The 22,874-nt window shown below is 43.0% G+C and carries 9 protein-coding genes; 1 reads left to right on the top strand and 8 read right to left on the bottom strand.

Going from position 1 to position 22,874, the window contains the following annotated elements; all coding sequences use genetic code 11:
- Positions 1-567: collagen-like protein (locus BT147_RS15730; protein ID WP_072330932.1), on the top strand; the 567-nt coding region annotated here is incomplete at its 5' end.
- A gap of 93 nt (positions 568-660) precedes the next feature.
- Here BT147_RS15730 and BT147_RS03265 read toward each other — a convergent pair.
- The 8 genes from BT147_RS03265 to BT147_RS03300 all read right to left on the bottom strand — a co-directional run bounded on the left by BT147_RS03265 (position 661) and on the right by BT147_RS03300 (position 22,856).
- Complete coding sequence (locus tag BT147_RS03265) at positions 661-1,233, bottom strand: GNAT family N-acetyltransferase (RefSeq protein WP_072330934.1); 573 nt, start codon at positions 1,231-1,233, stop codon at positions 661-663.
- Between the two features lie 75 nt (positions 1,234-1,308).
- Entirely contained in the window at positions 1,309-4,407 is a 3,099-nt protein-coding gene (locus BT147_RS03270; protein ID WP_072330936.1) for a cyclic peptide export ABC transporter, read from the bottom strand.
- Between the two features lie 23 nt (positions 4,408-4,430).
- Positions 4,431-5,201 (bottom strand): ParB N-terminal domain-containing protein, encoded by a 771-nt coding sequence (locus BT147_RS03275; protein WP_072330938.1) that lies wholly within the window; start codon positions 5,199-5,201, stop codon positions 4,431-4,433.
- Positions 5,202-5,247: 46 nt separating this feature from the next.
- A complete protein-coding gene (sbnB, locus tag BT147_RS03280; protein WP_072330940.1) occupies positions 5,248-6,216 on the bottom strand; it encodes a 2,3-diaminopropionate biosynthesis protein SbnB in 969 nt (322 codons plus the stop codon).
- Between the two features lie 24 nt (positions 6,217-6,240).
- Positions 6,241-7,203, bottom strand: coding sequence for a 2,3-diaminopropionate biosynthesis protein SbnA (gene sbnA / locus BT147_RS03285; protein ID WP_072330942.1), 963 nt, complete (start codon positions 7,201-7,203; stop codon positions 6,241-6,243).
- A gap of 31 nt (positions 7,204-7,234) precedes the next feature.
- Complete coding sequence (locus BT147_RS03290; RefSeq protein WP_072330944.1) at positions 7,235-11,704, bottom strand: non-ribosomal peptide synthetase; 4,470 nt, start codon at positions 11,702-11,704, stop codon at positions 7,235-7,237.
- Between the two features lie 69 nt (positions 11,705-11,773).
- Complete coding sequence (locus tag BT147_RS03295) at positions 11,774-19,081, bottom strand: non-ribosomal peptide synthetase (RefSeq protein WP_072330946.1); 7,308 nt, start codon at positions 19,079-19,081, stop codon at positions 11,774-11,776.
- A 400-nt stretch (positions 19,082-19,481) separates the two neighbouring features.
- Positions 19,482-22,856, bottom strand: coding sequence for a non-ribosomal peptide synthetase (locus tag BT147_RS03300; protein WP_072330947.1), 3,375 nt, complete (start codon positions 22,854-22,856; stop codon positions 19,482-19,484).
- Positions 22,857-22,874 lie beyond the last annotated feature (18 nt).

The raw sequence follows: 22,874 nt of genomic DNA on the forward strand, positions 1-22,874 counted from the left end.
GGACCTCAAGGCAGCACAGGACCTCAAGGCAGCACAGGACCTCAAGGTAGCACGGGACCTCAAGGTTCCACAGGGCCTCAAGGTTCCACAGGGCCTCAAGGTTCCACAGGACCTACCGGAGCTATTAGCACCAGTAATATGCTGATTGCACGCAGTACTGGAATAACGGGTGTAACCGGGACCTCAGCTTCCCCGGTAGCGATACCATTAGATACAGTACTAGTTAATAACGGAGGAGCAGATATTACCTTTACACCTACAGGTACAGATATTACTCTAACCAATGGTCACATCTATTTAGTCTCTTACTCTGTCTTTGTTAGACCAACCACTCCCCCAGACAATGTATCAGTAGCTTTACGTTTAAACAACTTGGTTCAGAGTGGCTCCATGATGACTTTTGAAAATGTCAACGACTTCCTAACTGGAACTCAAACGTATATTGTTGATTTATCAGCAGATATCACTTCTGGTATATTACAAGTTGTTAACACACAAGGCACAAATGATTACGCGATATTTAATGAATCACTTGCTGTTACAGTAAATATTGTAAAAATATCCTAGTTAATCCCCATGCATATAATTAATCACAATAAAAAATCCCCTTATACGGCACCTCGCCATATAAGGGGATTATTCTTTTATCTAATCATTCAATTAGGACATCGCTAAAAAATCTTCTTTCAACAATGAATACATATACATATCGTCAAACTTCCCAACTGTATATTCATATTTTCGCAATAAGCCTTCTCTAATAAAGCCACTTTTTTCACATAGCTTCCATGAAGCAACATTTTCGAGTTCCATTAATCCTTGGATTCGAACAAGCTCCATGTGGTCAAATCCGTACTGGAGGATGGCTTGAAATGCCTCAGTCATGATTCCTTTATTCCAATGTTCTTTCGATAACTCAGCGCCAACTTCTGAACGATAATGATCAGATGACCAGTTGAGGAAGCCACAACTACCGATAACTTGATCAGTGCCTTTTAGAGTAATACCCCAGCGAATCCCCGTTTTCTTTTGAAAAATACTGGCATACCAAGCGATTTCATCTAGCGCATCTTGTTCTGATTCAAAAGGGGCAAGTCCGTAGTATTTCATCACCTCTGGATCTGATAAATAGATCAGCATATCCCCGGCATCGGCAGGGGTAACTTCTCTTAAAACGAGACGTTCTGTTTCTAGAACAGGAAAGGTTTTGTTTGATTTCAACTGAGTTGTCATAAGTATATCTCCTTAATTTTTTATTTAGCATAAATGTTTTTACATTATACCATTAATTTAGAAGAAAGAGTCCTATTACACAACCCGACTCTCCTTCTCCTCCACCTTACCCAAGTCCAAAATCCGGCCATACTCCATCTTAATGACCCGATCCGCTAAATGGAAATACCCATCATCATGGGTAACCGCAATCACACATTTACCCCGCTCTTTCAAATCAGGTAACAAATTTTCATAAAAGAATCTTCTAAACTCCGGGTCCTGATCGGCAGCCCATTCATCAAATAAATAGAAAGGCTTGTCTTCCAAATAGCTAATCATAAGTGCGACCCGTTTCCGTTGTCCGGTTGAAAGATTAATAGTACTAAGGGCCCCACTCTCATCTACCGATATCTTATCTTCGATTTCTAGCAATTTTAAATAGTGTTCGATATCCGCTTGTTTGCGATTTGTATTAATCCCATATAGACGATCAAATAGATACACATCACTAAAGATAGTAGAGAAATGAGAGCCTATTTCCGCTGAATCAATCGGTTTATGATTCATCATAACTTGTCCGGAATCAGGAGAGTAAAGCCCCGTAATTAGCTTGGCTAATGTGGACTTTCCACTCCCATTTCCTCCTGTTATAAAGACAATCTCTCCCGACTGAAACTCATACTGGAGTGGCCCCACAGAAAATGCCTCTCCCGATTTACTTTTATATCGATAAATCACATCCTCTATCTGTAAAGAAGTAACATCGGATTTTTGCTCTTCACTCATTGTTACTTTCTCCACCTGAGCGGCTGAAGTGAGATCCAACGTTAATTCATTCATTCTCTTCCAGCTTATTCGAATGCGAAATAGCTCTGGAAATGAGTTTAAGATTCCGTGAACAGGACCCGTCATATACAAGAAGACGAATACGTAACTAATCAATGATTCTTTTTGAATCTCTGGAAACAAGATAGGAAAGAAGAAGGCAACCGCCCCGATGACAAATACAAACAGCAATTCCCCAATCACAAAAACATTGACAAACTTCTTCTCTCCTAGACCCCTCTTGGTCCGATAAGCATCACAGCTCTCTTCTATTGCTTGATGAAAGTCCGCACGTTTTCCTTTTTGTAGGTACAGCTCCTTATAGCCACCCACAATATCATTGATAAATTTGAAAAACACATTTTGGATATCCCGTGTTTGCTCCCACATAAGGTTGGCAGAACGACCGATGATGAAATAAAGTCCTACTGATAGAAGAATAACCCCGAGCGAAACAAGTAATCCGTAAAAATTAATAAATCCCAGATAAATGAAGCAAAACATCAGAGTTACAGAACTTGTAATTCCGGTAATCACAATCGTAGAAAATCTGCTTATGGTTTCGGTATCATTGTTCAATGTGGCATAGATTTTCCCATCTGGGATACATTCGAAATTTTGATAGGAGGTGCCGAGTATCTTCCCTATTAAGTCCATGCGCTTTTCGTAGACGATGTTATTAGTGATGTCGATTAATTTGGTTCGCACCATTTTCTCGCCGATCACATAGATAGCGATTCCCATGATAAAGTAGCCAAATAAAACGGGATTAAAACCTTTATCCGAAGCAAGCGTTGAATTGATCATGAAAATAATAAGTCCATTTCCCAGACCGCCGATTAAGCTAAGAACACCTAAATAAAAGATGGGTTTATCGTTTTTTTTTTGAAAAAGCTTTGCCAATACAGCGTACAGGCAAAACAACATTCCCACAACTCCGAGTGAGAGTATGGCTGTCAAAATCGTAATCGGACCCCATACATAGACAAAGCTCCACGGGAGTCCCTGAAAGAAAACTTCTGGCAGATAGTACATCGCTCCCACAAAGGTTCCACCCATAATGGCCCATAACATCGCCGTTAGGAAAGCTGTACGCAATCCAACCCCTACAAATGTACGCTTCCCTCTGAGGATTTGAATCACCATGCGAGATAAAAAGAAGAGGGTAATGAGTGCCATTGTCCCGAGAATATACGTAACGGCTGTTGCAACTTGATCCACTTTCACATACATATCAGATGTGAGTTTTGTCACTTTTTTCTCGTTCATCATATTCATGATTCCTTGGCCGATCGCAGCCGTATAATCTGAATTCATATTGGCTAACACAGCTACTCCAAGTTGATCTTTTGGACGAAAGGCAAAATATGAAGAGAAGTTAGGATTATTTCCACTATGTGCGATTTGGCCGCCATCGCCATTTTGATAGACAGACCATCCTGCTGCATAAGAAGAACCATCTAGATCCGGTGCCACCTTTCGGTCTGGTTCGTGTGACTTTGTGATTCGTTTACTAACCGCTTCACTCACCTTCACACTGCCTGTCTGAACTTTTAACCACTTCTCTATATCTTCGATACTTGAAACGACATAACCAGCCGGATTATTGCCTCGAAAGAGTGGCGCTTTGTATTCAAGTGCTCGAGTAAAGCCCGCCTTGTATCCTGTCGCCATTTTGTCCATCGGCACATCCCCTTGAATATATGTACCTTTTAATCCTATTTCTGGAAATACATTCTTCTGCATATACTCTTCGAACGAAAGACCTGAAACGCGTTGAATTACATAACCCAACACATCATAGTTGATCGTAGCATACTCGAATTTTTCACCGGGACGATGTGTTAATTCAGTACCTACTAACTTTCGTACAGTCTTCTCCAGTGCATCTTCTAATGTGGAACTAGGAATTTGGCCAATAGATTGAAATGGGACCCCGCTTGTATGATGAAGAAACTGCTCCACCGTGATTTGGGTAGGCTTCCCTTGATACTTCAAAGTCAGCCATGGGATATACTTGGTAATGGGATCATCTAAGTGGATGAGTCCCTTTTCTTCTAGCTGAAATAACGCTTGGGCGGTAAAGGCTTTGCTGGTTGAACCAATCTCAAATAGTGTATTTCCTTCGATCTTTTTCTGTTGCTTGACATCAGCATATCCAATCCCTTTTTGATATAAAGTTTTATCACCCTGCGTGACGACGATGGCCAAACCGGGGATTTTCCCAGCCTCTTTTTGGTCGTTTATAAATTTCTCTACATCTTCCACTGTCGTATGTAGCAATTCCTGCTGTGCACTTGCGAGTAGAGGGGTAAAACTACCTAAGCATACAATAAAGCTTAGGAGTATCAGTCTAAAAACTCTCATCAGATCACTCCTTTTCTATGACGTTACGCTTCACAAACGTAGACTGGCTCTGTATAGAAACGTAGGCTATTCATCCATTTGCTACGTAATGTTTGCCATTGTTCCACTGGAAGTTTTTCAGATTGAAGTATTTCCAATGGAATTCGTAAGTTCAATAAACGACCTTCTACAATACAGCGGGTGATCCCGGCTGGCATTAATCGATTGGATTCTACGACTCTCTTTAATCCATCTAAAGTATATTGCGGATAACAGATAAACACTTCTCCATCCTGTGGTTCAATGTGAGAACCATTTGGAATTCTACGAACATGGCATTTATGTTGATAGAGTCCTACAATATGGTGCCATGCTGTTAATTGATCCAACATCTCATCGCTCTCATTTGTAGAATATAAATAATATGTTTCTCCACTAGGTAACACTATATGAGCAAGCCACTTGCGACCCTCCGGTTCCGTAGCCCAATGAAGATAAGGACACTGTTGTAACTCCTCCCACCAAGCATCCTGTGGGAGGAGATGATTCCAAGCACTTAAATAAACATCCTTTTCTTCTACTAATTGGACCACGATTCTCTTACAATCGAGTTCCTTTAAGGCCATCAACCGATGGGCTCCATCTAATAGAAGATATTTTTCATTCGATAGCTGCATCGCAATCGGTGGATTACTCAAATAGCCCTCTTCAGTTATCGATTTGCATATTTTGCCTAGCCGTTCATTTTCATGTGATTCATGGAAATAAATTTGCTCCGCCGATACTAAAGCTAGTGAAGAAATCACACTATTCATGGTAGAACCCCCTCTTTAACCCCAAAATCCAATCTATTTTCCGTATCTAATCTTCCAATTGGACCCCAGACCCTGTTTCCACTGCTAATCGGTAATAATAGGTAGCAATCGCTACGTCGAAAATCGCCATTCCCATCGGATTAAATAAAACTGCTTTCTCTGCCCCGAGACGGTTCATCGCATCATGGCACACCACATCTACAATGGAGTATGTATCCTCTTTTTGTAGATTCCGCTCACGATGCATCACTTCGATATCCGTATTCTCACGACAAACTTCTTCCCAGTCGTCCACTATGATCGATTTCGTATAGTCAAGAATCTGTGGTTTAAAGTCACGAAGTGAAACATTTAGTAAGAGCGCGCCGTCTTTCGGCTTCTGGTCGATATATCCTTCCGCAGCAACTGTGCATGTAATGAAAATATCTGCATCCTGATACGCTTCTTCATAGGAATCGACGATGTTGGTTTTAGCTAGAATCTCTGCTGGTATATGCTCTTGATTAACCCCTTTTTTATCGTATAAAGTGATGGATGATATTTTACTTCCTAGTAAATGCGTAACCATACTGAGATGTAACTGGCCGATTGGACCGAAACCGATAATGCCCACTTTTATATCAGTTAGATCCCGTACTTTTTCAAACTCTTGGATGATAAGCCCTGATACTGAAGCCGTACGGATTCCGCTCACGATCGCTGTATTGAAGGTAGCGAAAGGCTTTCCAGTATCGGAATCGTTTAGAATCGTAACCGAATGTGCTCGCTGTATTCCTTTATCAATATTTTTCGGGAAACTAGCAATCCACTTAATTCCTGCTGCCTCAAAATCCCCTCCGATGTAGGCAGGCATCGCGATAATCCGATTCCGTTGATCTTTAAATCGCAAGTAAGGCTTGATAGGCTGTGCATAATGTTTTTCTTTCAAATTTTGGACAGCATTCTGAATCACCTGCACGGTTTTGTGCCACTCCACGCCCATTTGTTTGATATGTCCTGTGTTTAAATAAAGCATGTAAATCCCTCCATGTATGTTTCATTACGATATGAAAGCCGATTGATTCGATAGCCACTTGATCCATTCTGCGTTATAAACCGTCTGCACATATGGAACACCGTTATCTGGGCATAGAAAGACCACATTTGGCTTTCGAACGAAGGTTTTATCTTGGAAATATTGATTGATTGCATAATAAGATGTTCCAGAGGATCCTCCGGCGAAGATCCCGTGATTTTCAAATAATTGATGGCATCCTTCTACTGTATGCTGTTCCGAGATATGAACTACTTCATCGATCACAGCACGTTTCACTAGCTCAGGAACCGTGCTTGCTCCAATACCCGGAATATATCTCTTTTTTGGCATATCATTGAAAATGACAGACCCCTCACTATCCACAGCAATTACTTTCACATTAGGAAACGCTTCTTTTAGACGATTCGAGATCCCTGAAATCGTTCCGCCCGTCCCAACTCCAATAAATGCATAGTCTAACGTTTCGAAATGTTGGACTAGTTCGGTGCCGATTCCGTGATAGTGCGCATAGTAATTATCTGGATTTTGATATTGATTCGTCCAATACGCATTTGGAATCGAGTAAAGTAGTTCTTGTATTTTATTTAGACGTGTAAGGAGGAATCCACCCGTCGCATCCCGGTCTGTCACTTTTACCACTTTATAGGAGATAGAATGTAATAAATCTTCATACACTCCGTTAATATTCGGGTCAATGACTGGGATGAATTTGATCTTCAGGTATTGGCAAAGCGTTGCGAGCGCAATGGCCAGATTGCCAGATGAAGATTCAATCAACGTCGTGTCTTGGTGAATCTCCCCTCTTTTGATCGCAGATGATAACATATAAAAGGCTGTACGGGCCTTCACACTATTCATCAGGTTATGGTATTCAAGTTTTGTATATAAATGGATCGATGGATGTTCCAATGGAACCAGTGGCGTACTTCCCACTAAGTGACCCAGCTTTTGTAATTTCTCTAGCATATAAGAGACGATCCTCCCCATTCCCAACCCTTTAAAAGGCGAATTCTTCATCCAGCGCACTTAAAGCGTCTGATGCATCTGTTTCTTGTTTTTCACGAATGGACAATTCCATAATGGTTTCATCCAAATTCATCATCATTTTTTGTAGAACTGTGAGGTAGTCTTGCCCCATTATTTCGATGGTTTCTTGTTTGAACAGGCTTACTTGATATTCCGCAACTATGAATAACCCCTCGTCGCCTTCAATCGCAGCCCAAGTTAAAGCCCCTTGTGAAGTATGTGACTCTTCTTCATAAGGCTGGAACTGGAGATGATCAACCTCAATCTCTGGAATCTCCATATTTTGCACCACGAGCATAGTATCAAATAGCGGATTCCGATTTGCCGCACGGTCGATTCCTAATTTGAATACAAGCTCCTCCAACGGATAACCCTGATTCTCATAAGCAGCAAATACTTGATTCTTTACATCCTTTATGAACTCTCGAATCGTCTTTTTACCAGCTGGTTGGTTACGAATCGGTAGCGTATTAACAAACATCCCTACCACGTTTTCTAAATCGATATGTTGCCTTCCAGCGATGGGTGTCCCGACGATAATATCTTCCTGTGCTGTATATTTGTAAAGTAAGATATTGTATGCAGCGAGCAAGAGAATAAATAAAGTCGTCTCGTTTTCTCGTGAGAATTGATATAGAAGATCCGCCTGCTCTTTGCTTACTTGAAACAAGGCAGAGTTCCCTCTATGATCAACTGATTCTGAACGTGGGTAATCCGTTGGCAACTGTAGAATCGGGATATCGCCTTTAAACTGCTCAAGCCAGTACGTTTCCTGTTTCTTCGTCATATCAGACTGTAGAACCTCATTTTGCCAAGAAGAGAAATCTTTATATTGGATACGTAATGGTGAGAGTGATTCCCTACGACATAGTCGGATAAATTCCTTGATTAAAATGCCGATTGAGGTTCCATCCGAAATAATATGATGCATATCGATGGTGAATAGATGCACAGTAGGTTCTACCTGAATCAGTCCCACACGGATAAGTGGCCCTTTTTTCAAGTCAAATGGGCGGATGAAGCGCTTGATCCATTGATTTGCGTCCTCCCACTTTGCTTCCATCACTTCCAGTTCAAAAACAACTTCATCCTGTACAATCTGAACAGGTTCCCCATCTACTAACTCAAACGAGGTACGTAGCGATTCGTGACGCTGAACCAACTGATTAAAGATGTTTTCGAACCAACCATAGTCAAGGTCCCCTTGGATCACCATCGTGCTGTTTATATTAAAAGCCGTACTTTCAGGAGCCATTTCACTCATGACATACATCCGCTTTTGCGCTGAACTCACTGAATAATGGGGTTGTTTCTCAATCGGTTGAATAGAAGCATAATCATGTGTTTCTGCACCTCGGATATACTCCGCTATCTCTTTCACAGTCGGATGATTAAAAACTACACGCATCGGCAACTCTACTTCTAGTTTTTTGTGGACATGTAGGATTAGCATCGTCGCTTTAAGAGAATGTCCGCCTAATTCAAAGAAATGATCATCCAGTCCAACCCGTTCCACACCTAATATCTCCTGAAATATTTCCGCTATGACCGTCTCTTCCTTATTGGTTGGAGCAATATATTTTTTATGAAGTTGGTTTTCAATCGTGGGATCTGGTAAAGCTCGCTTATCTACTTTGCCGTTCGGTGTGAGCGGCAACTCTTCTAATTCCATGCAGTAAGAAGGAATCATATAATCAGGTAGTGACTTGGCTAAGTGCTTACGCAGCTCTGTAAAGGTCCATTTGCCATCTGAAACGAGATAGCTACATAGTGAGAAATCGCCTCGTTCATTTTTATGAGCAACCACTACCGCTTTCTGAATAGCTGGATGCTCTAGTAGCTTCGTTTCGATCTCTCCAAGCTCGATTCGATATCCTCTGATTTTTACCTGATGGTCACTCCGTCCGAAAAACTGGATATTTCCACAAGGAAGCCATCTGGCAATATCACCCGTCCGGTACATTTTCGTTCCAGGCCTGTGCGGATGATCAATAAAGGCTTTTTCGGTCAAATCTGGCTTATTTAAATAACCCCTTGCAATCCCTCTACCTGCTAAACATAACTCTCCAATCACTCCGACTGGTTGTAGCTGCGAATGACTATTTACAATATATGCCTCCATATTCGCAAGTGGTTTCCCGATTGGAACATGGATGTGATCCTCATCTTTGCTTAAAGGATATCCGGTAGCATAAACCGTCATTTCCGTAGGTCCATATAGATTTATTAGCTGGACCGTACGGGTCAGTTGATAAAACTTATGAATGACAGGCTGCGTGATCGCTTCCCCTGCCACAAACAAGTATTTTAGTTTATTTAACATCACTAGCTTGTCTTCTGTGATTGTATCCAGAAGGATGGAAAGCATCGACGGAACAAGATTGAGATAGGTTACTTGATATTGATCAATCGCTCGTAACATACGAAACGGATCTTTTTCCAGCCCTTGTTCTAATATGACGAGCCGCCCTCCAAAGAACCAGCCAAATAACTCCGCCACAGATACATCAAACGAAAAAGTGGTTTTTAGTAAATAAGCATCTGTTTCGCCAAATGGATACTGATCTTGCAACGCACATAGTAGGTTTACGATGCTATGATGTTCAATCATTACACCCTTGGGATTCCCAGTCGATCCAGACGTATAGATCACATTGGCAATACTTTGCGAGGTGTTAATTGTCTCTAAATTACTACCGTCACTCTGATAGAGTGATTCGTCTTCTAGATAGAGAGTTTCTCCTGCATAGTCCAATTTCCCACGATATTTTTCCTGCGTTAACAGTACCTGAGTCTTACTATCATCTAAAATATAAGCGATCCGTTCGGTTGGTAGGTCTGGGTCTAGAGGCACATACGCCGCACCTGCTTTTAGCACCGCATAGATGGCAACTAGCATATCAACAGATCGATCCGCCATTATCCCAACAAATGAATCTGACTGGATGCCTGTCTCTCGTATCGTTCGTGCCAGACAATTCGCTCGTTCATTCAATTCACGATAAGTAAGTTGTCTCTGACCGTACACAAGGGCTACATGGTCTGGCGTTTTCGCTACATACTCCTCAAATAATTGAGTAATCGTTTTATCGGTTGGAGAGTACAGTTTATATCCTGATCCCATTGTGAGAAGCTGTTGTTTCTCTTCTTCAGTTATGAGTTCAAACTCCCACAACTTCTTCTCTGGATGAGATAACACATCTTGAATGATATTTTCCAAATGAATAGCGAACTGTTTCACCGATTCTTCGCGGAATAGCCCTGTATTGTATTGAAGGTGGAATTCTAGTTCCTGCTCATGGTCAAATACCTCTACAAATAGATCGAACTTAGCTGTTTTATTTTCTAGTTCATACGGAGTGAAACTGAGACCGGCAAATTCGATAACCGATTTATCCGTGTTTTGTACAGCTAGCATCGTATCGAATAATGGATGTCTGCTCCGGTCACGAGTAATTCCTAATCGCTCGATTAATTCTTCAAATTGAAAATCTTGATTGTCATATGCTTTTAGCGCATTGGTCTTTACTTCTTGCAAGAAAGCGCGGAATGTTTTATCATTTTTCGGTTCGTTACGCATCGCAAGTGTATTCACAAACATGCCCACGATGCGCTCAAACTCCACATGTTTTCGTCCTGCAATCGGTGTACCTACCACAATCGATTCTTGACCGCTATATTTCGCTAGTAACAAGTTGTATGCCGCTAGCAAAAACATATAGAGCGTCACACCTTCTCGGCGCGCGAAATCTTGAATCTGTGCAGTCAAAGCGACATCAAGGGTAAACGAATGCCGATCACCGGTAAACGTTTGCACAGGTGGACGTGGGTAATCGAGTGGAAGCTGAAGCACAGGCACCTCTTCTGCAAAGGTAGATATCCAGTACTCCTCTTGTGCTTTCATCTCTTCAGATTGAAAGAAATCATTTTGCCAGATAGCAAAATCAACATACTGAACATCTAGTTCCGGTAGATCCATTCCATTGTAAAAAGCAAGAATTTCCTCCAACATGGTCCGAATAGATGTCCCATCGGCAATAATATGATGAATATCCATCAGCAAAACATGCTTCTTCGGCGAAAGATCAGCCAGTTCTATACGAAGCAGGGGGGCTTTCTGTAGATCAAAAGGCCTAATAAAGGAGTGCACCAGCTTTTCGACATCCTTGTCTTCTACTATTCCTCGGTCCGTGACTCTCATATCGATCGACTCATAAACTTGCTGTAATACTTCGCCCTTTTCTTCCACAAAGCTCGTTCGTAAAGCTTCATGCCTCTGAATCAGCTTGTTTACTGCTTCGTTAAAACGGACTTTATCAAACACCCCCTCCACGATCATCACGAGAGGAAGATTATAGGCGGTACTCATCGTTTGCAATTGATGAATTAGATAGAGTCGCTTCTGTGCAGATGAAGACTCATATCGTTCTATGTTCGTCATTACCTCTACCTCTTTTCTATACAAGATGCCGGGTGGAGTATGTCCCCACCCAACACTCTAAATAGGAAACTATTTTTTGGTTCTTGTGCGTCGTTCTACTTTTTTGAATGAGGTTCCACTCGTCGGCTGCAAATCTCGTTTGGACTCTACTAACTGAGCCAAACTACGAATCGTAACCGCTTGGAACAATTCTCGAAGGTTAAATTGAATCCCAAATGATTTCGTCAACCTAGTAACCGTTTGGGTCGCCTTCAATGAGTGGCCACCCAAATCAAAGAAGTTATCCGTTACACTGATTTCATCCAGTTGCAAAATTTCTTTCCAGATAGCGAGAATCTCTTCTTCGGTTTTGCTTTGTGGTAGGACGAACTCTCTTTGGTTCTGAAGAAGTAAAGTTGGTTCTGGCAACGATTTCTTATCAATTTTCCCACTATTCATGAGCGGCATATGGCTGAGAAACATGTATTGTTGCGGAACCATATACTCAGGTATAAATTGCTTTAGGAAGCTTTGGATCTTCTCTGGATCGTTATACTCCCATGTATACGATGTGTCCGACGTGACCGGATGTTCCATCCAAACACTTGGATCCCAGTATTCTACGACACCTTGTTCCAAGTCGACCTGCACCGGCTGCAGTGCATCAGGTATAGAGTAAGCGCCACTTTGTGTAAAGTGAGTCCCCGTCCATTGTTGCCAGTCGGTAACGCTTGCTTTTACATATTGAGAGTGAGTCGCCATCTTGAGGATTTTTCCGCCCACACGCTCATGTGTACGTAACCAGTTATCAACTGGTAGGCCGTCTTCTCGGCGCAGTTCGCTGTATTCTGTAAAGCTGAGATCTGGATACGCATGTTTCCCTGTTGGTCGCACAGGAACGATCAATCGCTCCAGCCCATGCCCAAGCGCTAATTGTTTAAACGCTTTTACCAACATAGCAGCGAGCCCTTTTCCTTGGCACGACTCGTCTACTACTCCAGCAAGAACGAGTAATGTATTTGGCTCCACACCCTTATCCGCATCCGTAAAGCCCTTTACTAAGCCAGCATCCCAACCTTGCGGCAAGTCATCGTGTGTACCATCCCAGTAAATCGGAACCGTATTTCCGCCTGCTAACACACGTCCTGATTGGTCTATCAACGCAAATTGATACTGCGAAAATTGATGAAACAGTTTCGGCCAATATTCACGCTGCACTTCTTCTCCCGCAAAATAAGCCGGCCATGCTGATAAATGAAGCTCATCCATACGAGTCTTTAGACTTGGGATCTGGGAGAGAGTATATAGTTTCAACTTCTCTTCTCCTACTTGAAGCGAAGTCCCCTCTTGATCTAGCTCCACGTAGGCAACCAGCCCATCCATCCGCTCGTCTTTCATATGAATCACAGCACAGTTGCGAATCGAATCATGCGAAGATAGCCAATTTTCCACTTCTTCTAGCTCGACTCGGTTACCGCGTACCTTCACTTGGTTGTCGATCCGCCCCATATAGACGATGTTTCCATCCTCGAGATATTTAGCAACGTCCCCTGTCTTATATAAACGTGACTGAGGATTGGTAGAAAACGGATCTGGTACAAAGCTTCGATTCGTCGCATCTACATCATGCAAATATCCACGTGCCAACCCAACGGAAGCAATATAGATTTCACCCGGCATCCCTACTGGCACAAGATTCATTTGTTCGTCCAACAAGTACACTTTGGCATTGCCGATTGGCTTCCCGATCGGAACCACATTGCCTTCAAATGGCTCATTACAGTCAAAGGTAATCGCATCAACCGTCACCTCTGTTGGGCCGTAGTGATTGCTTAGATGACAGGTAAACTGGCTTCTAAACTTATCTCTCAACTCTCGTGTCAGTACCGCACCACCACAAATCACATAACGGAGCGATGGGGTTTGCGGAAACTCGTTATTCTTTCTCGCATTTATAAATGCTTCCAGCAATACCGGTACAAATTGGAGAATCGTGATCTGATGCTTCGCCACCAACTGACCTATAGCAACTGGATTCTTCAACTCATCATAGTTTGGAACAACTACCTTCGCTCCAAACATCAACGGCCAAAACGTTTCCAGCAGAGATGCATCAAAGGTATACGGGGTCATAAATAGCGTTGCATCCGCATCCGTAAGTGAATACTTCCGACCACTCCATTCAAATAAGCTGATAACACCCCGATGCTCTACTTCAATCCCCTTAGGAGTCCCCGTTGTACCCGAAGTAAATAAGACATAGGCCAACTGATTAGAAGAGAGAGAGAGATCTAGGTTTTGCTTAGACTTCGTATTGATTCGAGACCGATCTATATCCATTTGTATGATCTGTCCATTAAACTCTACATCGTCGTTTACAAATTCACTCGCCGTAATCAGAACCTCAATGTCTGCTCGTTCGATAATCGTCTTTTGACGGTTTGTAGGTAGTTCTGGACTTACTGGTACAAATGCAGCACCTGCTTTTAGTACAGCTATGAGTGCTATAAGCATATCCGCTGACGGCTCTAACGTAATGCCCACTTTGTGCTCCGACTCCACGCCTAGCTCGTGCAGAATATGTGCTAGTTGATTGGCTCGCTCATTTAACTCACGGTAGCTGAGAGCCAGATTGTTGTGCTGAACCGCTATATGATCCGGAGTCTTCTCTGCTTGTTGCTCAAACTTTTCGTGGATACAGATATGCCCATTAAAGTTGCTATCCGTTTGATTCCACTCTTCCACCATCATTTGTTTCTCTTCGTCTGCTACTAACGAATAGGCATGAAGGGCTTTTTCGGGTGTGCGTACGACTTGTTCCGTCAACAGGATAAATTGCTGTGCAATCCTCTCTGCTGTTGATTTCTTAAACAAATCGGAGTTGTAGTTCAGGTTGATTTCAATACCGCTTTCCAGTTCGTCAAAAGCAAAGGTCAAATCAAAACGAGAGCTACTCTCAATAAAGTCATATAGTTTAAAGTTGCAAGTGAGCCCTTCAAACTGGAGACTTTTTACTAGATTCTGCTTGTTATTTTGTAAGCCATACATGATCGTAAAGAGCTTCGATCGCGATAGATCTACATCTGCTTCGATCTGCTCTACCACGAAATTACTTGGATAGATGTGGTTATCGTATGCTTCGATCGCCGTTTGTCTGCTTTGAGCAACTAGCTGTTCAAACGTCATCTCTTTTTCAATCAGACAACGCAGTGGAATCGCTGTGGCAAACAGTCCCAGCATATTTTCTAACTTCATATCATCACGATTTTGAATCGGTGAGCCGAGGACAAAGTCCTGTTGACCGCTCAAACGGTGTACATACAGGTTTAAAACAGCTAATAAAAACATGTACAGGGTGATGTTGTTTTTCTGGCAAAAATCCATAACCTGCCTTTGTAGTTCCGGATCGAACCTTCCTAAAATCGTTCCACCATTAAACGTAACCATCGGCGGTCTCGGATAGTCTGTCGGTAGATCAAGCCCTTTCGGAGCATTAGCAAATTTCGTCAACCAATATTGGCGCTGCTCTTCTAGGTATCCTTCTTCAATCGAACGATTCATCCACTGGGCATAATCAACATAGTCAATCACAAGTGCCGGCAACTGAGGCTCACGATTCGTCACAAATGCGTTGTATAGTTCATTCAATTCTCTCATCAAGTTCATCGAAGAGGTTTCGTCCCAAATAATATGGTGACTTACAAACATAAAGAGAAACTGTTTCCCTGGAAACTCTACTAACTTGGTATAAAATAATGGGCCTGTCTCGAAGTGAAATAGCTGGTTCGCATGTGCGTAGGCTAGTTCCTTCGTCACCTCATGAACCCTATCTTCCGCTACGTGTGTGTAATCCTCGTATATGTTTGAAAGTCTCATCTCCAATCGTGGAGCCACTATCTGGTATGGAGTTCCATTTTCATTACGGAAGGAAACTCGTAACACCGCATGACGATCTACAATCGTTTGCCATGCTCGCTCAAATGCCTCGAGATTCATTTCTCCGTGGAACATCACATCAAAGCTGACATTATAAAACGGGTTATCTGGCTCAAGATGGTGCAAGTACCACTCTGGTAGCTGTACTGGAGCTAATAAGTACGCCTCTTGTTTTGGCATCGGTTGTAGCGGGTTGTCGTTTATTTTCTTCGTATCGTCCGCGTCAGAGCGCTCTAATTTGACAATCTCTGTATCAATGACACCCGATAGCTCACTCAACACTGGCGTAATAAATACTTGTTGTAGCGCCATCTTGATTTGAAAACGATCACGGATTCGGTTAATCACTTTTACCGCACTAATCGAGTGCCCACCGATATGGAAAAAATTATCGTCCGCATGAACTTGCTCCAGTCCGAGTATTTCTTGCCAGATAGAAGCAATCTCGATTTCCGTTTGAGTCGTCGGCAGTGCTACACCTCTTTGTGTACCTTCTTCCAACTTCCATTTCTTTAATGCATTGCGATCTATTTTTTCGCTTGTGAGAAGTGGCATACGTTCGATGCGGATGATATGAGTTGGAACCGTATAGTATGGCAAAATATCACGCAGGTAGCTTTGCAATGTATTCGCTTCTAATAACTCTTTACTTGTGTAAAACGCAACTAACGTATTATCACCATCAGCAGCCTTCTTCACGATCACCGCTACTTCGTCTACTTGTGGATGGTTGCCAATGGCACTTTCAATCTCACCTAGCTCGATTCGGAAACCACGAACCTTTACTTGGAAATCGATGCGGCTAAAGAATTCTATCGATCCGTCAGGCATCCAACGCCCTAAATCACCTGTCCGATATACACGAGAATGGGACGGATCGACTGAAAATGGATTAGATATAAATTTCTCTTGAGTAAGTTCTGTATTTTTCCAATAACCATCTCCCACACCGATCCCACTAACCCAAATCTCCCCTTTTACTCCTACTGGAGCGAGGTGATTGTATTGATCCACGACGTACAAGTTCAAATTAGCAAGCGGCTGCCCAACTGGGACCCGTTGCTCTGACTCAATTCGTCCGGACATAACATGTTGGGTTACGTCATCCGAACATTCCGTAGGACCATACGCATTCATCAACTTGATATGTGGGTATAGTTCAAACCAACTGTTTACTAGCTTCACAGGTAACTCTTCCCCCGTAGCAATCATCCAGCGTAACCGTGGTAACTCTCGATCTAATTTCTCTAGTCCGCGAACCGTATCGAGGAAGGCAAATAGTAGTGTTGGAACCGTTTCCAGCACGGTCACCTGTTCTTTATGCAAGTGCTCTAGTAGTAAAGCTTGATCCCGAGCTACTTCAAAAGAAACGATGGACGTCTTCGCTCCGACTAAGAGAGCAACAAGCGCTTGCCACACAGAAATGTCAAAGCTGACAGATGCATTTTGCACCACGACATCCTCTGCTCCGATACCAAGGCTTTCAAGCTTCGCAAACAGATGGTTAATCATGCCGTCATGGCGCACTAAAGCACCTTTTGGATTCCCTGTAGAGCCTGATGTATAAATCATGTAAGCAAGGTCTGTCGATGCATTCAACATCTTCAGATTCTCAGCACTATACTCATTCAAATCTTGCTCATCCAACGAAACCATCGTCTGGATCATCTCACCCGCATGAGCTTTTAAACGCTCCACAAATGCAGATTGCGTCACCACTACCTTTGATTCGCTGTTTTTAATAATGTAGGCAATCCGTTCATCTGGAAGATTTGGATCCACAGGCACATACGCAGCACCACTTTTGAAAATAGCAAGGATCGTCGTTAACCACTCCAGATTTCGTTCACTTACGACGGAAACGAATTGGTTTACACCTACTCCTTTCGAACGTAACAGATGTGCTAAGCGGTTAGCCCGTTCATTTAACTCCTTGTAGGAAAGCTCTTCTCCTTCGAAACTGGCAGCGATCGCTTCAGGCGTCCGTGCAACTTGTTCCTCAAAAAGTTGTTGCATTGGAACTTGGACAGGATACGAACTCTTCAAGTCATTAAATTGTTCTAAAACTTGTCTTTTTTCTTCATCACATAACATGTCCATTTCACATACTTTTTTTCCCGGGTTCTCTACCACATGGCGAACGAGTTGAACAAAATGACGACTTAAACGCTCTATCGTTTCTCGATTAAATAAAGCGGTGCAGTATTGGATATAACCATCAATTTTTCCTTCTGATTGGAATAACTCAAAAGCAAAATCAAATCCTGAATAACGAATATGGTCTAATGATTTTTCGAATGAGAGAGTAAGATCCGAACTTACTTCTACTTCTGCATGTTTATCCGTGCGAAGAGTATGGACTTCAAACATGACATCGAAAATGGGGTTACGGCTTAGATTGCGCTCCACTCCCAATTCTTCTACAATCCGGTCAAATGGATATTCTTGATTTGCGTAGATTTCCAGGACTGATTGTTTCACTCGTTTTACGAAGTCTTGAAATGATTCTTCTCCCTTCACCTCATTCCGCACAGGCAAAGCGTTAATAAAGCAACCGATTAAGTTAGACACCTCCGGATGAACACGCCCCGAAAGGGAAGTTCCCACGATAATATCTGTATTTCGTGTGTACTTACTAAGAAGCACGTTAAAGGAAGCTAGCAAAAACATATAGAGACTCACGTCTAACTTCTCACACACCACCTTTAGCTTCTGCATCAATTCCCCGTCAATCTTGAGCGCAACAGTGTCTCCGTCGAACTTTTGCATAGACGGTCTCGAATAATCGAGTGGGAAGTTGAGATCAGGAAGCTCACCAGCTAGGCGATCGAGCCAGAACTTTCGTTGCTCATCCAGTTCTCCCCCATCTAGCATTTCATTGTGCCAGTGTGCAAAGTCACTATATTGAATCGCTAGTGGTTCGAGTGGGCTTGGTAATTGGTTTGCGCTCGCGTGATAGAGCGTTGCTAATTCGGACATCAGGATATCAATTGCCCAACCATCTGCAATAATATGGTGAGCCACAATGAGGCACATATGCTCTGATTCAGATAATTTATATAAGGTAGCACGTAGCAGCGGTGCTTCATTTAAATCGAACGGTTTATTTAGTTCGGTCACTACTAGTCGCTGTAAGAAGTCTTTTTGAGCACTTACCGTCTCCGTTGTGAGATCCACCATCAATACGTTAAATTCAATGTTGGAATAAATTACTTGTAATGGTTTACCATCTTCTTCGCGGAAGCAGGTTCGTAGTGTATCATGACGGTTGACTAATTCACTGAGTACTTGTCCGAAATGAACAATATCTAGATTCCCTTTTAATGTGAATGCAGTAGATACGTGGGCCATAGCATTTACTTTTGCTTCTTGTACAAATTCGAGCTGTTCAGTGAACCAGAAACGTTTCTGAGTATGCGACAATTCATATTTACTGATTTCTTGATGGGTGCTGATTGCCATGGTTTTCTTCCCTTCTGTTTATTTCCTTGTCTATTCAAGGCAGATTGTGAGCGATTGGATCAAAGCGATCCCGGGCAATGTATCTGTCCACTGCTCAAATACATTGCCCCTCATAGACTTTCTTCACTTCAATCTCAGTTTCACTATAGATCGCTATAATGGGAGAGGAGGGTCTGTTCGATTACAGCGATGCTTAGCGATCCTTCTTAGCGTAGGGGGCCGTAGTGTAGGGCGCTTTTGGTGCAACTTGTCTGAGCGTTCTTTGCGAGTTTTGCACCTGCCCTAGCGAAGGAACACGAAGCGGACAGTTTCTAATCCCTGCTGGATCGGTATCTGAGCGTGATCGAACAGACTCTCCGGGCCCTCGATCACGCAATATCGTTAAACCAACAACTCCATCCTAATCCGTTCCGATATCCCGACTCATAAACAACTTTTTCCCCACTCCATCCTGCTTCTCCAACTGCCCACAAATCATATCTACCAGTGGCTTAATATAAGGCGGCTCAAGCATCGAGTAGTGATCCCCACCAGTCAGGGAGGACTTCACCTGGCCTTCTGTTAATCCTGACCATAAATCCACAATCTCTTCTGGCCGTGCATCCTGAAGCAAACTATCTTCTAAAGCCAAGAACAAGTGAATATCAGCGCGTATCACACCTATTGGCTGATACTTCCTGAGTGCAAGACCATTAATCGCGATAATGCGTAGTTTTGAAAGAGACACTTCCTCTTCTAGTACACCATCCGATACTTCATCACCAATCAATTTTTGACAGACTTGAAGTTGCTCTTCTTCACTTCGCTTTGCTAGACAGCTTTCTTCCATTCCTTGAAGTAATGCGTACCGGATGAGCGGATCACGTTTTTCATCCCATTTTGGTAACTCTTCTTTCGAACGTGGCTTGACGTCACATATGCCTAGATAGGCTACCGTTTCTCCTTGTTCCTCTAATTGTTTCGTAATCTCATAGACGAGTATCCCACCGAAAGACCAGCCCATCAGGTGATAGGGACCTGTTGGTGCAATTTGACGTATTTCAGCAATATATCGTTCCGCCATCTGCTCTACACTTAGCTCAATGGGCTCTCTGTCATCGTAACCAAGTGCCTGAAAGGCATAGATGGTCCGTTTCGATTCAAACTCCTGAGCGAGATGAACAAAGTTTATGATCCCACCGCCTTGCCCATGAACCACGAACAACGGCGGAACCGCTTCGTCCCCTTCACTCAATAAAATTAAGTTTCCAGAAGCGTCGTCGTCATGAGATTGAAGCACCTCACACAACGAAGCTACAGTAGGATTTTTAAACAGCACGGATAATGGTAGGCTTCTTTCGAATGTCTTGGACACTTTATTCACTAAATTAAGTGCTTTGAGTGAATGGCCTCCCATCGCAAAAAAGTTATCTAACACGCCAATCGACTCTACTTGTAGAACTTCTCCCCACAACTGGACCATAGTCTGCTCTAACTCGTTACGCGGAGCTAGATACACTTGTTTGTCGTGGATGGTGGTGAGAGATTGATTTGGCTCTGGAAGCGCACGACGATCTATTTTTCCATTGGGTGTAAGCGGAAACGTACTTACTCTCACAAAAGCACTTGGAATCATATAGATAGGAAGTCGTTTCGCAATCCACTCGACCAAATCCTCATTTGTGGTCTCACTACTCATCTCTACATAGGCACAAAGGTATTTCTCACTCTGGGCATCCTCTTTGATCACTACAAGCGCATTTTGAACCGCTTCGTGATGTGTAAGACGGTTTTCAATCTCACCTAGTTCAATCCGATAACCACGAATCTTCACTTGATGATCAGCTCGTCCGATAAACTGTAGATTGCCATCCGGAAGCCACTTCACGATATCCCCTGTACGGTACATCTTCGTCCCAGGTCTAAACGGATTCTCAACAAAGCTTTCTGCGGTGAGCTCTGGCTGATTCCAGTACCCTCTCGCGATCCCGTCTCCACCTACCCATAGTTCACCGTAAACCCCTTTCGAAACAGGTTGCATATCTGCATTTAAGACATACATTTGCGTGTTCGCCATCGGTTTCCCAATCGGCACACTTGGATCAGTGAAGCCCTTTGATTGATAGTGATAACCCGTGCAGATAACGGTCGTTTCTGTGGGACCATAGGCATTTACCAGCATTAACTCTGGTTTAAGCGCTTTATAATTTTCTAGATTCTCCGCTTTAGACGCTTCTCCACCTACAAACATCTTCGTAAGCGGAAACTTCCTACCAGATCCCCTAAACTCGTCGTACAGTGGATTCAACAATGCGGGTGGAATAAAGGCAAAGGTTGTTTCCTTCTGTACCATCGATGCCGCCAGCCGCATCACATCAAACTTCTCACCTGCATACATCACGAGCGTTGCCCCTACAAGGAGAGGTAGCCACGTTTCAAATACGCTGGCATCAAACGAAATATTGGTACAAACAAGGAAGCGGTCGTGGGAATTGATTTGGCCTCTATACAACTTTTCATGTCCAATCACCAGATTGTGTACAGAACGATGTTCGGTCATCACACCTTTAGGGGCCCCAGTAGAACCAGATGTATAAATCATATAGGCCAAATCATTTGCTCCGTTTTGAAGAGGCAAATTCTCTTTGTTTTCTTGATTGGCGCCCTCATCATCCAAACAAACCCATTCGCCTGCAAAGGCAATTTCCGATAACAAGTTCTTTGTCGTTAGCGCAATCAGGCAACCGCTATCTTCTAACATATAGTGAATTCGCTCAGCCGGATAATCTGTAGATAATGGAACATACATCCCGCCTGCTTTCGTCACAGCCAAGATAGCGATGATGAATTCAGTCGTACGTTGTAACATAATCCCAACTGGCTGATTTGCACATACCCCTTTATTTCGTATCACTCTCGCCCATTGATTAGCCGCCTCGTTTAACTCACGATACGTCATTTGACGGCCTTCATCCTCAATCGCGATTGCTTCTGGATGGAGCCTCACTTGACGCTCAAACAGTTCGGATAACGTTGCATTTCGCTCGTAGTCCACACCCGTATCATTGCAATCCACGATCCATTGCTTCTTCTCTATCTCAGTTAACAGATCAATCTGTTGAACTGGAATCGATGAATCGGCCAGAACAGAACGAAGAGCCTGCGTATAGTGACCGAAATACTGCTCAAGTGAAGACTCCATATACAGTGATGGATTATACAACCAGCGCGCCGACAACATGCCATCTTCTTTTGTAAACATCAGCGCTAGATCAGGAGCCTCTGCTTCGATAAAATCGGGATCATGAATATTATCAAGCGACACAATCAAGGTAAGCCAAGGTAGCCGATCATTCATTCCCACTCCCAGCTCTTCGAGTAGAGGGGCAATCGGGAACTCTTGATTTTGATAAGCTTCCGTCAAACTTCGTTTCGTCTCTAAAATCACTTGCTTAGCCGATTGAGCTGGCTCCAGTCTAGAAACAACTGGAACCAACTTCCGAGTAGGACAGTGTGACGGAACGCCCACCCCTATTTCTTTCCGGCCGCTATATTTATACAGCCAGATTTTCGTAACAGCTAGTAAGAATGTGTACATTAATAAATCCGAACCCTTACAAATGCGCAGGAGCGAAGTGGTCACGTCTGAATCTACCGATAAAGGCAAACTAGCTCTCTTAGGCACTTGATCGGTTTCTTGAAAATCAGATGGCACACATGGAAAAGCAGGTTCTCTCTTAAATGTATCTAACCAATATTGCTTTCGCTCCAACATCTCTTTGTCATAAACAATCATTGTTCAATCAACACCACC

The organism is Thermoactinomyces sp. DSM 45891 (assembly GCF_900119485.1).
Taxonomy (GTDB): Bacteria; Bacillota; Bacilli; order Thermoactinomycetales; family Thermoactinomycetaceae; genus Baia.